The sequence below is a fragment of the Salmonella sp. SAL-020 genome, from assembly GCF_017372215.1.
Taxonomy (GTDB): domain Bacteria; phylum Pseudomonadota; class Gammaproteobacteria; order Enterobacterales; family Enterobacteriaceae; genus Salmonella; species Salmonella enterica.
On sequence record NZ_CP071690.1, the window covers coordinates 3,283,193 to 3,297,225 of the forward strand.

At 57.2% G+C, this 14,033-nt stretch carries 13 protein-coding genes; 5 read left to right on the forward strand and 8 right to left on the reverse strand.

Annotated features, from left to right (window positions below):
* Position 1 precedes the first annotated feature (1 nt).
* The gene (locus tag J1G48_RS16115) at positions 2 to 1,090 is read left to right on the forward strand and encodes an oxidoreductase (RefSeq protein ID WP_001016849.1); all 1,089 of its coding nucleotides are present in this window, start codon (positions 2 to 4) and stop codon (positions 1,088 to 1,090) included.
* 35 nt (positions 1,091 to 1,125) lie between these two features.
* Here the strand turns inward: J1G48_RS16115 and J1G48_RS16120 are convergent, their stop codons facing one another.
* The 7 genes from J1G48_RS16120 to entC form a co-directional block, all read right to left on the reverse strand.
* Positions 1,126 to 1,323: a YbdD/YjiX family protein gene (locus tag J1G48_RS16120; RefSeq protein WP_000460619.1), complete on the reverse strand. Its 198-nt coding sequence runs from the start codon at positions 1,321 to 1,323 to the stop codon at positions 1,126 to 1,128.
* A 63-nt stretch (positions 1,324 to 1,386) separates the two neighbouring features.
* Complete coding sequence (cstA, locus tag J1G48_RS16125) at positions 1,387 to 3,492, reverse strand: pyruvate/proton symporter CstA (RefSeq protein WP_001043108.1); 2,106 nt, start codon at positions 3,490 to 3,492, stop codon at positions 1,387 to 1,389.
* A 181-nt stretch (positions 3,493 to 3,673) separates the two neighbouring features.
* Complete coding sequence (gene entH / locus J1G48_RS16130) at positions 3,674 to 4,087, reverse strand: proofreading thioesterase EntH (protein WP_000637969.1); 414 nt, start codon at positions 4,085 to 4,087, stop codon at positions 3,674 to 3,676.
* Positions 4,088 to 4,089: 2 nt separating this feature from the next.
* Positions 4,090 to 4,845, reverse strand: coding sequence for a 2,3-dihydro-2,3-dihydroxybenzoate dehydrogenase EntA (gene entA / locus J1G48_RS16135; RefSeq protein ID WP_000752163.1), 756 nt, complete (start codon positions 4,843 to 4,845; stop codon positions 4,090 to 4,092).
* Positions 4,845 to 5,702, reverse strand: coding sequence for an isochorismatase (locus tag J1G48_RS16140; RefSeq protein ID WP_001007166.1), 858 nt, complete (start codon positions 5,700 to 5,702; stop codon positions 4,845 to 4,847). The genes entA and J1G48_RS16140 overlap by 1 nt, the downstream gene beginning before the upstream one ends.
* A 13-nt stretch (positions 5,703 to 5,715) precedes the next feature.
* Positions 5,716 to 7,326: a (2,3-dihydroxybenzoyl)adenylate synthase EntE gene (gene entE, locus J1G48_RS16145; protein WP_001222465.1), complete on the reverse strand. Its 1,611-nt coding sequence runs from the start codon at positions 7,324 to 7,326 to the stop codon at positions 5,716 to 5,718.
* Between the two features lie 9 nt (positions 7,327 to 7,335).
* On the reverse strand, positions 7,336 to 8,511 hold the full coding sequence (gene entC / locus J1G48_RS16150; protein WP_000367604.1) for an isochorismate synthase EntC: 1,176 nt from the start codon (positions 8,509 to 8,511) through the stop codon (positions 7,336 to 7,338).
* Positions 8,512 to 8,819: 308 nt separating this feature from the next.
* On the opposite strand from entC, the gene fepB reads away from it, so the two are divergent.
* Positions 8,820 to 9,776, forward strand: coding sequence for a Fe2+-enterobactin ABC transporter substrate-binding protein (gene fepB / locus J1G48_RS16155; protein WP_001238987.1), 957 nt, complete (start codon positions 8,820 to 8,822; stop codon positions 9,774 to 9,776).
* 62 nt (positions 9,777 to 9,838) lie between these two features.
* On the opposite strand, the gene entS is transcribed toward fepB, so the two are convergent.
* On the reverse strand, positions 9,839 to 11,083 hold the full coding sequence (gene entS, locus J1G48_RS16160; protein WP_001081661.1) for an enterobactin transporter EntS: 1,245 nt from the start codon (positions 11,081 to 11,083) through the stop codon (positions 9,839 to 9,841).
* 110 nt (positions 11,084 to 11,193) lie between these two features.
* On the opposite strand from entS, the gene fepD reads away from it, so the two are divergent.
* The 3 genes from fepD to fepC are packed head-to-tail and all read left to right on the forward strand — an operon-like array spanning position 11,194 to position 13,981.
* The gene (gene fepD / locus J1G48_RS16165) at positions 11,194 to 12,201 is read left to right on the forward strand and encodes a Fe(3+)-siderophore ABC transporter permease (protein ID WP_001277879.1); all 1,008 of its coding nucleotides are present in this window, start codon (positions 11,194 to 11,196) and stop codon (positions 12,199 to 12,201) included.
* Complete coding sequence (gene fepG, locus J1G48_RS16170) at positions 12,201 to 13,190, forward strand: iron-enterobactin ABC transporter permease (RefSeq protein WP_000480064.1); 990 nt, start codon at positions 12,201 to 12,203, stop codon at positions 13,188 to 13,190. The genes fepD and fepG overlap by 1 nt, the downstream gene beginning before the upstream one ends.
* A complete protein-coding gene (gene fepC, locus J1G48_RS16175) occupies positions 13,187 to 13,981 on the forward strand; it encodes an iron-enterobactin ABC transporter ATP-binding protein (RefSeq protein WP_000140620.1) in 795 nt (264 codons plus the stop codon). The genes fepG and fepC overlap by 4 nt, the downstream gene beginning before the upstream one ends.
* The last annotated feature ends 52 nt before the right edge of the window (positions 13,982 to 14,033 follow it).

The window sequence follows — 14,033 nt, forward strand, 5'->3', positions numbered from 1 at the left end:
CATGAACCACACTGAGATCCGCGTCGTTACCGGCCCGGCGAATTATTTTTCCCATGCAGGAAGCCTCGAAAGACTGACCGACTTTTTCACGCCGGAACAGCTTTCCCACGCCGTTTGGGTGTACGGCGAACGCGCGATTGCCGCCGCCCGGCCTTACCTGCCGGAAGCGTTTGAACGTGCTGGCGCAAAGCATCTGCCGTTTACCGGCCATTGTAGCGAACGCCATGTTGCCCAACTGGCGCACGCCTGCAACGACGATCGTCAGGTGGTGATAGGCGTCGGCGGCGGCGCGCTGCTCGATACCGCCAAAGCGCTCGCCCGCCGTCTGGCGCTGCCGTTTGTCGCTATCCCGACAATCGCGGCAACCTGCGCCGCCTGGACACCGCTTTCCGTCTGGTATAACGACGCGGGACAGGCGTTACAGTTCGAAATTTTTGATGATGCCAATTTTCTGGTGCTGGTCGAACCGCGCATTATTCTGCAGGCGCCCGATGACTATCTGTTAGCTGGCATTGGCGATACGCTGGCGAAATGGTATGAAGCCGTTGTGCTTGCGCCGCAGCCTGAAACGTTGCCATTGACCGTAAGACTGGGCATTAACAGCGCGTGCGCTATTCGCGATCTCCTGCTGACCAGCAGCGAACAAGCATTAGCGGATAAACAGCAGCGTCGGCTGACCCAGGCATTTTGCGACGTGGTGGATGCGATTATCGCTGGCGGCGGTATGGTCGGCGGCCTCGGGGAACGCTATACCCGTGTCGCCGCCGCCCATGCGGTACACAACGGTCTGACCGTTCTGCCGCAAACGGAAAAATTCCTGCACGGAACGAAAGTGGCTTATGGCATTCTGGTGCAAAGCGCGCTACTGGGACAAGATGACGTGCTGGCGCAATTGATTACAGCGTACCGGCGATTTCATCTGCCGGCCCGGCTTAGCGAACTGGACGTGGATATTCATAACACCGCCGAGATCGATAGGGTCATCGCGCATACCCTGCGCCCGGTCGAATCCATCCACTATTTACCGGTGACGTTAACGCCAGACACCCTGCGTGCGGCGTTTGAAAAAGTTGAATTTTTCAGAATATAGCCTGGTGACGTTGCGTTTATCAGGCCTGGCAACCCTCAGCAGCAACGCGCGCCGCCTTTTCCACCATAGCGCGCATCCTGCCGCTCGCGGAAAAATTCTTCATAGGTCATCGGCGTCTGATCCGGATGCGTTATGCGCATATGCTCAACATAGTTGTCGTAGTCTGGCACGCCAATCATCATTTTTGCGGCCTGTCCCAGATATTTTCCGGCTTTCGAAAGCGTATCGAACATCGTTGTCACCTGTCATTCAAATGCCCTCTCCTTATTCTGGAGAGGGCTATTGATGTAAAAAGATTAGTGCGCGCCTTTCGCCTGCGTCACGATCTCATCCACATTTTCCGGCATCGGCTCATACGGCGTTTCATTCGCCGTCGGTTTATCAATCTTCAGAGCGGCCAGCGCCGTCTTAATAGAGAAGACCGCCAGCACCACGACCACCACCATAAAGAAGATGGTTAGCCCGGCATCCAGACGGTTATTGAATACCAACTGCGCGAGTTGCGATTCGGTGTACTGCGGCGGAATATTGCCGCTGTCGATCATCGCCTGGAACTTATTGGCAATGGCCAGGAAGCCGATTTTCGCATCCGGACTAAACGCTTTCTGCCAGCCCGCCGTCAGCGTACAAATCAGCAGCCAGGCCGTCGGCACCAGCGCGACCCACGCATAACGCTGACGCTTCATTTTGAACAGTACCACGGCGCAAAGCATCAGCGCCATACCCGCCAGCATCTGGTTAGCGATGCCAAACAGCGGCCACAGGGTGTTAATACCGCCCAACGGATCGACCACGCCCTGATGGAGGAAATACCCCCACGCCAGCACGCACAATGCCGTAGCAAGCAGGTTCGCTGGCAACGAATCGGTACGTTTCAGCCCTGGCGACACTACGCCCAACAAATCCTGCAACATAAAGCGCGCCGCACGGGTGCCCGCATCCACCGCCGTCAGAATAAACAGCGCTTCAAACAGAATGGCGAAGTGATACCAGAACGCCACATCCATCATGCCGCCCAACGCGCCATGTAAAATGTAGGCCATCCCTACCGCCAGCGTTGGCGCTCCGCCTGCGCGGGAGATAATGGATTGTTCGCCGACTTCATTGGCAATCTGGTGTAACGTATCCGGCGTGATAGCGAAACCCCAACTACTGACCACCTGCGCGGCAGAAGCTACGACATCCGCTGTCCCCGCTGGCGCCAGTACCGCCATCGGGCTATTCATCGCAAAGTAAACACCCGGATCGATAATACAGGCGGAGACCAGCGCCATAATGGCGACGAAAGATTCCATTAACATCCCGCCGTAGCCGATAAAGCAGGCCTGGCCTTCGTTGGCCAACATCTTCGGCGTCGTGCCGGAGGAGATGAGCGCATGGAAACCGGAGACCGCGCCGCAGGCGATGGTAATAAACAGGAACGGGAACAGGTCGCCCGTCCAGACCGGTCCGGTACCATCAACAAATTTGGTCAGCGCCGGCATAGTCAGCGTCGGACGCATAATCAGAATCCCGACCGCCAGACCGACAATCGTACCAATTTTCAGGAAGGTAGAGAGGTAATCACGCGGCGCGAGCAGCAGCCAGACCGGCAGTACCGCCGCGACAAAACCATAACCCACCAGCATCCAGGTAAGCTGCACGCCAGTAAAATCAAAGTACGGCGCCCAGGTTGGGCTTGCCGCCACCCATCCGCCGGAAATAATAGCGAAAATAAGAAATACCAGCCCAATGACCGACACCTCGCCGATGCGCCCCGGACGCAAATAACGCAAGTAGATGCCCATAAAAATCGCCAGTGGAATAGTGAACGCGACAGTGTACGTTCCCCACGGGCTATGGGTCAGCGCTTTCACCACGATCATCGCCAGGACGGCCAGAATGATCACCATGATCATAAAGCAGGCCACCAGCGCGATCACCCCTGCCGTCGCGCCCATCTCCTCTTTAACCAGCTCGCCAAGCGAACGCCCATCGCGCCGGGTCGAGACGAACAGCACCATAAAGTCCTGCACCGCTCCCGCCAGCACGACGCCCGCCAGCAGCCAGATCATCCCCGGCAGATAGCCCATCTGCGCCGCCAGTACCGGCCCGACCAGCGGACCTGCGCCAGCAATGGCCGCAAAATGGTGACCGAACAGCACTTTTTTATCGGTCGGGACATAATCCAGACCATCATTATGACGTACCGCGGGCGTCATACGCGTTGGGTCAACCGCCAGCACTTTTTTGGCGATATAGAGCCCATAAAAACGATACGCAATAAGATAGACACAGACCGACGCCACCACGATCCATAGCGCGTTGATCTGTTCCCCACGATTTAACGCAATATAGCCCAGGGCAAACGCACCCAATACTGAGAGCGCTGTCCAGACGAGGTATTTCCCTGATTTATTCATAGTTGTTGTCCGTTTGGGTGTTCCAGAGAGATGTTACATTTTGTTTCTATAACACCTTTACCGTAATTAACAACACAACAACATGATAAAACCGGATTGTTACCCATTTTTTACATTACAGTGTTAACCAGATCACTTCCTTTCTTCGTTAATGCTGCAATTGCATTTTACTTTGCCAGAACTATCCCATTACCGCCGTTCCCAGGCGACAGGTGCAGCAGCGCCTCCCCTGCTCGTCAAAGAGCGTAATTTCCCAGCTTTGATTCTGCCGCCCCAGATGCAGCGGCAGGCAAACGCCGCGTACTTTCCCCTGCGAGACGGCGCGGTGGTGGGTGGCGTTTAACTCGGTCCCGACCACGCACTGCCCGTCGCGGGTCATCAGATAACCCGCCATTGATCCTAACGTCTCCGCCAGCGCTGCCGATGCGCCGCCGTGTAGCAGACCAAACGGTTGATGAGTGCGGGCATCGACGGGCATTTCCGCCTCCAGCACTTCATCGCCCAGACGGGTGTAAACAATGCCCAGATGCGCCACCAGCGTGTTCTGACTGGTAGCGTTCAATTCATCCAGCGTTAAATGCCGTTTCCAGATCATCGTCAGGCTCCCAATGTTGAACCGCCGTCCACCACGATATCCTGCAAGGTAATGTGGCTGGCCAGATCGGAGGCAAGAAACAAAATGGTATTGGCTATCTCCTGCGGACGGGCGATTTTACCGAGCGGTATGCCGAGCTTAAACTGTTCGCCGAAACCGCGAATACGCTGCTGTTCGGCATCTTCGCTCACCCATAACGTGCGCTGCATATCGGTGTCAGTCGAACCAGGCGACACCACATTACAGCGCACCCCGCAGCCCGCCAGCTCCAGCCCTACGGTTAGCGCCAGGCTTTTCAGCGCCGCTTTAGAGGCGCCGTAAGCGCTCATACCGATACGCGGCGTATGCGCCGCATCTGAGGCTACGGTGACAATCGCCCCTCCCTGCTGACGGCGAAACTGCGCCATCGTCTGCGAAAACAGGTTAAATGCCCCGCCCACATTGACCGCAAATGTCTGCTGCCAGTCGTCGACGCTAAGCGCGTCGGTCGCTCCCATACGCAAAATACCGGCGGCGTTGACCAGCACATCCAGCCGCGGCGTTTTTTGCAACACACGCTGGCACACCTGCGCAACCTGTGCGGCATCCGCCACATCCATGACTTCGGTAGCAAAGGGATAATTCTCTTGCGTAAATTCGCGATCGAAGCCGATCACCCGCGCCCCGGCGTCGACAAACGCCAGCGCCGTCGCGTAACCGATCCCTTTCCCCGCCCCGGTCACCCATACCGTTTTGTCTGAAAAATCAATACAGGCCATTACTCTACCCCGCGAGAAAGCAGCGCCCACCAGGCGTCAATGGTCGGGTTTTTCGCCAGCATCACGAAGTCGATATCGCCGTGTACTTTACGCCAGCGCGCTGCCAGCCCCATCATGCGTACTGAATCCAGGCCATAATCAATCAGGTTTTCATCATCCAGCGGCTCGTCGGTCTCATCCAGCAACGGCAGAATCAACGCCCGCAGCGCCGCTTTACTGGCAGGAACCGGCGTCGGCAGCAGCGACTCGGTCATGACGACGCGACCGGAACGCCCCGCCACATAGTTCAGCGCCATCAGATGCTCTTCCCGGCTGAAATCCGCCAGCGCATCCGCCACCATAAACGGCTTAATGTCGCGCATAAACGCATCGGTAGCGGTGGTCATACAGCCAATATGCGCATACACGCCGGTAATGATGAGCTGATTGCGTCCGGTATCTTTTAACATCTGTTCCAGCGGCGAGCGGTGAAACGCGCTATAGCGCCACTTCACCAGCACCGTATCCGCCTCATCCGGCGTTAAGGCTTCTACCACCTTCTGCTGTTCCGGAGAGCGCGTCAGTCCCGGCCCCCACATATCATTGAGTAACGCGCGATCTTCATCGCTTTGCTCTTTCGGCTGAGCGGTGTAATAGACCGGGATATGATGTTCCTTACAGTACTGGCGCAGGGCGGCGATATTAGCAATCACCTGGTCCATCATTGGGCAGTTGCGGCCCCAAAAGCTGACAAAGTAATCCTGCATATCGTGGATGAGCAGCGCAGCGCGCTCCGGCTCAAATGCCCAGTTCACTTTGTTGGTCGGGATATCCAGTGCGGTGGGCAGCGCGTAAGACTGTAGTTTCGGGATTGCCATCTCTCTTTCTCCTTCAGAGCGGTGAACGTGACGCCAACCGCTGGCGTAATTGTTTTTTATCGACTTTACCAACCGGCGTCAGCGGCAGTGACGCAACGCACTCTACGCGATCCGGTAATTTAAATTCCGCCACGCCCTGCTCTCGCAGGAAACGGCGTACCTGTACCGCTCGCAGCGGCTCTTTTACCACCAGATATGCGCAACTTTTTTCTCCCAGCAGTTCATCTTCCATGCTGACCAGCGCCACATGGATCACCGCTGGGTGGCGCAGTAACAGGTTTTCTATCTCTTCGGCGGCTATCTTCTCGCCGCCCCGATTGATCTGATCTTTTTCACGCCCGTGAACGGTGATGTAACCGTCTTGATCAATGGAGATCAGATCGCCGGAACAGTAAAAACCGTTGGCGTCAAAGGCGCTGGCATTGTGTAGCGGACTGTTGAAATAGCCGCGAAAAGTATAGGGGCCGCGCGTCATCAGACGACCAATCTCGCCCGGCGGCAGTGGATTCCCGTCGGCATCCGCCACCCACACTTCGTCGTCCGGACACATGGGTCTTCCCTGGGTATTGATAATCCGTTCCGGACTATCGTCCAGCCGGGTATAGTTCACTAACCCTTCCGCCATGCCGAAGACCTGCTGCAACTGACAGCCAATTTCAGCCGGAATACGGGCGGCCAGCGTCGCAGAAAGCCGCGCGCCGCCAACCTGCAATAACCTTAATGACGCCAGCGGCGCATTACCGCCCCACTCCTGGATAGCCTGTAGCCATAGACTGACCGCGGGAGGCACCAGCGCCGTGGCATTAATCTGGTGTTTTTCGATCAGCGGGAAACAGAGCGTGGCGCTGGGATCGGTCGCCAGCACTACCGTTCCTTTGGCAAGAAAGACGCCCAGCGCGCCCGGCGAACTCATGGCGTAGTTATGCGCGGCGGGAATCGCGCACAGAAAACGCGTCTCCTCGTTAAAACCGCAAATCTCATTGCTACGGCGCACGCTGTAGTAATAGTCGTTATGGGTACGGGGAATAAGCTTTGGCGTGCCGGTAGTACCGCCGGAAAGCTGAAAGTAGGCCACTTCGTCAGCAGGTGATGGCGTGGCGGTGAAATCTTCCGCCGCCTGCCGCATCGCCGCGTCCAGGCTGTGATCGCCGTCGTCGTTGCGCAATAACACCACCCGCACAGAGCGGTGTTCAGCCACAAACGTGTTGAGAAAGTCCTCCCCGGCGAACAGCGTATGTTGGCGATCGGCAATCACCAGCGTCGGCGCGATCTGCATCGCATAGGCGTTAAGTTCGGTACGTTGATGGCTAAACAGCGCCAGAACGGGCGCTACGCCAAGCTTCAACAGGGCGAAAAAGGTGATATACAGTTCCGGTACATTCCCCAGTTGTACCAGAGCGGTTTCGCCAGGTTTGATGCCCTGACGGCGTAAACTGCAGGCCAGATTATCTGCGGCCTGGTTGAGCTGGCGATAGCTGAATGCGCGCTCGCCTTCAATGACCGCCGTCTTGTCGCTGCCAGCGTGGCGGGTCAGAATATCGGTCAACGGCACGTCTTGCCAGTAGCCTTTTTCACGATAACGGCGGGCAAATTCATCCGGCCAACGGGTGAAAGGTATACGCATCATCGTTCCTTAATGCAGTCCAAAAACGTTCAACATCGTAGAGAGCTTGACGCCGGTTTCCCGCCACTCGCCGACTGGCGAAGAGGCAGGGACAATCCCGGCGCCGGCGAACAGGCGCACCTGATTACCGTGCAATTTCGCACAACGAATCGTCACTACCCACTCGCCGTTTCCTTCGGCATCGCACCAGCCGACAATGCCGCCAAACAGTTCACGATCGAACGGTTCCAGTTCAGCAATCAGCTTTTTCGCGACCTGATGAGGGAAACCGCTTAACGCAGGCGTTGGATGCAGCAGACAGGCCAGCGTCAGCGCGTTTTCTCCGGCGTTGGCCTTGCCCTCAAACGGCGTACCGAGATGCCATAGCGTCGGCGTGGTGATCAACTGCGGAGAGGAAGGTAATTGCAGTTCCGTGCTGCGATCGCGCAGGATCTGCTTCATCGCCTGCGTCACCAGCTCATGTTCATGGCGATCTTTTTGTGAAGCCAGCAGTCGGTTTCCCGCCTCGCGATCCAGAACGTCATCGGGCTGTCGGCGTGCCGAGCCTGCTAACGGCAGCGAACTAAACCGCTCGCCCTCTTTGCGTAGCAGCAATTCGGGGCTGGCGCCCAGCAGAACGCCGCCATCCGCCAGTGGCACATGGAAGTTGTAACTAACTGGATTCTGCGCAACCAGCCGCTCCAGCAATGCTCCGCTATCCACCGCTACATCAGTGGTGATATCTACCAGCCGGGAAAGCACCACTTTATCGACGTCTGGCGTGGCGGTCAGCATAGCCGCGCGTGCGACCATCGCTTCAAAAGCATCCTGCTCCGGAATCGCCTTTCGCGCCGTCACCGTCAGCGACTGATGGTCAGTAAAATAACGCGCCGTGCGCTGCTTTTGCTGGCGGGAAAAGGACTGCCACGCCATCGGGATAAATAGCGACGACGGCTGGCGGGTATCAAAGGGAATCGCCCCCACCAGGATAGGGTTGGCGATGCCCTGCGATTTGGCCTCGGCAAACTGCTGGCGCAATTTCTGCTGGAAAGGGCTATCCGGCGAATCTCCGGCAACCGCAGGCTCGGTATAACGGGCGAAGCACCCGGAAGTGGTAAAACTGCGATACGGCGACATGAAGAAAAAGCGATCGGGAGCAAGCGTTGCCATTGTCTCCTGAGCGTCCTCGGCCAGTGACATATCCATATCATCCTCCAATGATAAAGGCTTATATACACTTCATCTTTCAAGCTGCCTCTTTGTTGGCTGCGCTCAGAAACCCCGGTCACACAGTTATCTATGCCCGCGGGGATTTCTTCCCTTGCCGTTGCGATGCTTCTTGAATGATTTTGTGTATAATAATGATTATTATTTCTATTTTTAGTGCGCTAACCTAAGAGTAAAACGTCGCTCTGTCAACTCTGGTCATGAGTTAAATGGCACTAAGGCTTGCATCTCGCTGCCGCTGACATGAAAATGAGAAGCATTAACTTTATTAATAACAGGACGCTATTGTGAGACTCCCCGCCTTTTATCGTTGGCTGCTTTTAGTGGTTGGTATATCAATTTCAGGAATATCCTTAGCCCAGGACGCCGGTTGGCCCCGGCAAATCCAGGACAGCCGCGGCGTTCATACTCTGGACCACAAACCCGCGCGTATCGTCTCTACCAGCGTGACGTTGACAGGCTCGCTGCTGGCGATTGATGCGCCCGTCGTCGCCAGCGGAGCCACTACGCCGAATAACCGCTTTGCCGACGATCAAGGGTTTATGCGCCAGTGGAGCGACGTAGCAAAGGCTCGCCATGTCGCCCGGCTGTACATCGGCGAACCGAATGCCGAAACGGTCGCCGCGCAAATGCCGGATCTCATTTTGATTAGCGCCACCGGCGGCGACTCCGCGCTGGCGCTTTACGATCAGCTCTCCGCTATCGCGCCGACACTCGTCATCAATTATGACGATAAAAGCTGGCAGAGTTTGCTCACGCAACTTGGCGAGATCACCGGTCAGGAGAAACAGGCCGCCGCGCGAATAGCGGAATTTGAGGCGCAACTGACGACGGTTAAACAGCGAATCGCCCTGCCGCCGCAGCCGGTTAGCGCGCTGGTGTATACCCCTGCCGCGCATAGCGCCAATCTGTGGACGCCAGAATCAGCACAAGGCAAGCTATTGACACAGTTAGGCTTTACGCTGGCGACATTGCCCCGAGGGCTGCAAACCAGCAAAAGCCAGGGTAAGCGCCACGATATCATTCAGCTTGGCGGTGAAAATCTGGCCGCCGGGTTAAACGGTGAATCTCTTTTCCTGTTTGCCGGCGACAACAACGATGTTGCGGCCCTTTACGCCAATCCGCTGCTGGCGCACCTGCCAGCGGTGCAAAATAAGCGCGTCTATGCCCTGGGTACGGAGACGTTCCGTCTGGATTATTACAGCGCAACATTGTTGCTTAACCGGCTTGCCGCCCTGTTTTAGCCTTATCGGAGTCTTATCCGACTGACCAGACCGATTTTGTCAGTCGGATAAACGCCCCTTCATCAGCCAGCATCGCTAACCGGCGGCGTCTGGCGAAAACGGCGTAGCTCGCCCAGCACTAACAGCAGCAGCAAACCGATAATCACCAGCCCGAATCCACTCACGCTCGCGGAAGCGACCGGCGTCATCATTGCGCCAAGACCGCCTAACAGCGCCGCGCCGATAGCGTCTCCCGTGACGTTTTGCGCGGTCCACAGGCCATTCATTCGCCCCAGCATATTTTCCGGCGTCTGGGTTTGCAGCAGGGTGTATTGTAATAACGAACTGATGGCGCTAAGCCAGCCAAACAGCGCCAGACAGATAACACCTGCGATCCAGACCGGCATGATGGCGAACAGCCCCACCGCCAGAAAAGAACCGACTGTCGAAACCAGCATAATGAGCCCCGGACGAACGCTATGCGCCAGTTGTCCGCTGGTCAGCGCGCCAATGGCCGCCCCCAGCGGAATTGCCGCATACAGCAAACCGATTTGCGCCGCCGACATCTGCCAGCTCATCGCCAGCGCCGGATAGAGGACGCGTACCGCGCTTGCCATCGTCACCAGACCGCCAAGCAGCGCAATACCGCCGATAAGCGGACTGGCGAGCAAAAAACGAAATGCCGCCAGTAACGCGATAAAAGGATTTTCCCGCGGCTGCGGAGGAACAGGCAGTCGCGGCAGCGTCAGTAACGGCAATAGCGTAATAAACGTCCCGGCGGCCGCCAGCCCATAGTTCCAGGCTACGCCGCCGCTGGCAAGCAATATGCCCCCCAACATCGGGGAAATAACCGATCCCAGACGTACCGTCAGCATGGTAATCGCGCCGGCCTGCATCAGATTTTCTCTTCCGACCAGCGCTGGCGTCGCCGCCAGTAACGCGGTCACGCCCAGAGACGCGAAAAAGCCGTCCCACAGGCCAAGGAGATATATCGCCAGCAATGACGGTTCCGGCAACAGCGCGTTCACGCACAGGCCAATAAAGCCAATACCGCAAGTACCGCGCGCCAGCAGAATCACCTTTTTGCGTTCGTAGCGATCGGCCAGCACACCGCCCACCATTAAGCCAATAAACATGGCGCCGCCGGTTAACGTTACCGACAGCCCTACCTGCCAGGTGGAGTGCGTCATCATTTGGATCTGTACCGGAACCGCCACGCCAAGCAGCCCCAGCGAGACAATAGAGATAAAACGGGCCAGAAATACTGCGCGAAATGCAGGGTGCGTCTTCAACAGGCTGAGATTGAGCAGCCAGGATTGTCGATTCATTACAACGCCTTAATGCGAGTTTTTTTAAATATCCATTCAATGGCTGCACATGCTAACATAACCAAATAAGATAGATAACGATAATTACTATCATTATCATGGAAGTTACTATGTCATGCTCGTTTTCCGTGACGCGCGCGTTTGCCGTGCCCGGATTGTTGTTATTACTGAGTCTCGCCGCGGTTTTAAGCCTGGTCATTGGCGCGAAACCGCTGCCCGCCGCCGTCGTGCTGGAGGCGTTCACCGGCGTGTGCCAAAGCGCCGATTGCACCATCGTCCTGGATGCGCGTTTGCCGCGTACGCTGGCCGGATTACTGGCAGGCGGCGCGTTGGGCCTCGCCGGGGCGCTCATGCAAACACTTACTCGCAACCCGCTCGCCGACCCGGGGATTCTGGGCGTTAACAACGGCGCCAGCTTCGCCATTGTACTGGGCGCGGCGCTGTTTGGTTTCTCCACGCCGCTGGAGCAGCTTTTCATGGCATTTAGCGGCGCGCTTATCGCATCGCTGATTGTCGCCTTCACCGGTAGTCAGGGCGGCGGCCAGTTAAGCCCGGTCCGCCTGACACTGGCGGGCGTGGCGCTTGGCGCGGTACTGGAAGGATTGACCAGCGGCATCGCGCTGTTAAATCCAGAGGTCTATGATCAGCTTCGCTTCTGGCAGGCGGGATCGCTGGACATTCGTAGCCTGCAAACGTTGAAAGTCGCGCTCGCGCCCGTGGTTATCGCTGGGATCGTGGCGCTATTTCTGAGCCGAGCGCTGAACAGCCTGAGCCTCGGCAGCGATACCGCGACGGCGCTGGGGAGTAAAGTGGCGCGCACCCAACTTATCGGTTTACTGGCGATTACCGTCTTGTGCGGCAGCGCAACGGCGCTGGTCGGCCCTATCGCCTTTATTGGTCTGATGATGCCGCATATGGCGCGTTGGCTGGTGGGCGCAGACCACCGCTGGTCGCTGCCAGTGACGCTACTGGCCACCCCTGCTCTGCTGCTTTTTGCCGATATTATTGGTCGTCTGTTGGTGCCGGGCGAACTCCGGGTATCGGTCGTCAGTGCGTTTATCGGCGCGCCGGTACTTATCTTTCTGGTACGCCGTAAATCGAACGGAGGCGGCCTGTGATGTTTCTTTCTCGTCGGCTTATCGTAAGTTGCCTGCTTCTGGCGGCTGGCTGCTTCGCCATTGGCTTATGGAGTCTGCAAAGCGGCGCCGTGCCTCTTGAGACCGGGCAGATTATTGCCGCGCTGCTGGGCGACGCGCCGCGTAACATCACCCTTGTCGTAACCGAATGGCGACTACCGCGCGTATTAATGGCGCTGCTGATTGGCGCTGCGCTTGGCGTCAGTGGCGCGATTTTTCAGTCGTTGATGCGTAACCCGCTAGGCAGCCCTGATGTGATGGGCTTTAATACCGGCGCCTGGAGCGGCGTACTGGTCGCAATGGTCCTGTTTGGCCAGCATCTTACCGCGATCGCGCTGGCGGCAATGGCGGGCGGTATCGTCACGTCATTGATTGTCTGGCTGCTCGCCTGGCGTAACGGGATTGAAACTTTCCGGCTGATTATCATCGGTATCGGCATCCGCGCGATGTTAGTCGCCTTTAATACCTGGCTTCTGTTGCAGGCGTCGCTGGAAACGGCGCTCACCGCCGGCTTATGGAACGCCGGGTCGCTCAACGGTCTGACATGGGCAAAAACCTGGCCTTCAGCGCCGCTGATTATTGTAATGCTGACAGGCGCCGCGCTACTGGTGCGTCGTATGCGGCTGCTGGAGATGGGCGATGACAGCGCCTGCGCGCTGGGTGTTAGCGTGGAGCGGTCACGCCTGATGCTGATGCTGGTGGCGGTGTCGCTCACCGCTGCGGCAACGGCACTGGCAGGCCCCATCTCGTTTATTGCCCTTGTCGCGCCGCACATCGCCCGCCGTCTTAGCGGCACAGCGCGCTGGGGATTAACCCAGTCGGCGCTGTGCGGCGCATTATTACTACTGGCCGCCGATGCGTGCGCGCAGCAACTGTTTATGCCTTATCAGCTTCCAGTGGGCGTGGTCACCGTCAGCCTCGGCGGTATTTACCTTATCGTCTTGTTAATTCAGGAGTCCCGCAAAAAATGACCGAATCCGTAGCCCGTTTGCGCGGCGACCAGTTAACGCTGGGTTATGGCAGCTATACCGTCGCAAAAAACCTTAATGTTTCGATTCCGGACGGCCATTTTACCGCCATCATCGGCCCTAACGGCTGCGGCAAGTCAACGTTGCTACGCACGCTAAGCCGTCTGATGACGCCTGTTGACGGCCATGTCTGGCTGGATGGCGAACAAATACAGCGTTACGCCAGTAAAGAGGTGGCGCGGCGCATCGGATTGCTGGCGCAAAACGCTACCACGCCGGGCGATATCACCGTACAAGAGCTGGTCGCCAGAGGGCGGTATCCGCATCAGCCGTTATTTACCCGCTGGCGTAAGGAAGATGCCGATGCCGTCGCCAGTGCCATGCGTGCAACAGGTATCACCTCACTAGCGGCGCAAAGTGTAGACACTCTGTCCGGCGGCCAACGTCAGCGGGCGTGGATAGCCATGGTGCTGGCGCAGGAAACATCCATCATGCTGCTGGATGAGCCGACAACGTGGCTGGATATTAGCCATCAAATTGATTTGCTGGAGTTGTTAAGCGATCTCAACCGCGAAAAAGGTTATACGCTCGCCGCCGTCCTGCACGACCTGAATCAGGCCTGCCGATACGCCACGCATTTGATTGCATTACGCGAAGGTAATATTGTCGCACAGGGCGCGCCGAAAGAGATTGTTACCGCAGAGCTTATCGAAAAAATCTATGGGCTGCGCTGTATGATTATCGACGATCCGGTTGCCGGTACGCCGCTGGTGGTACCGTTGGGGCGGCGATAGTCGCCCACACAGATGACAAAGCCGGATATCGCTATCCGGCTTTTCGGGTAAA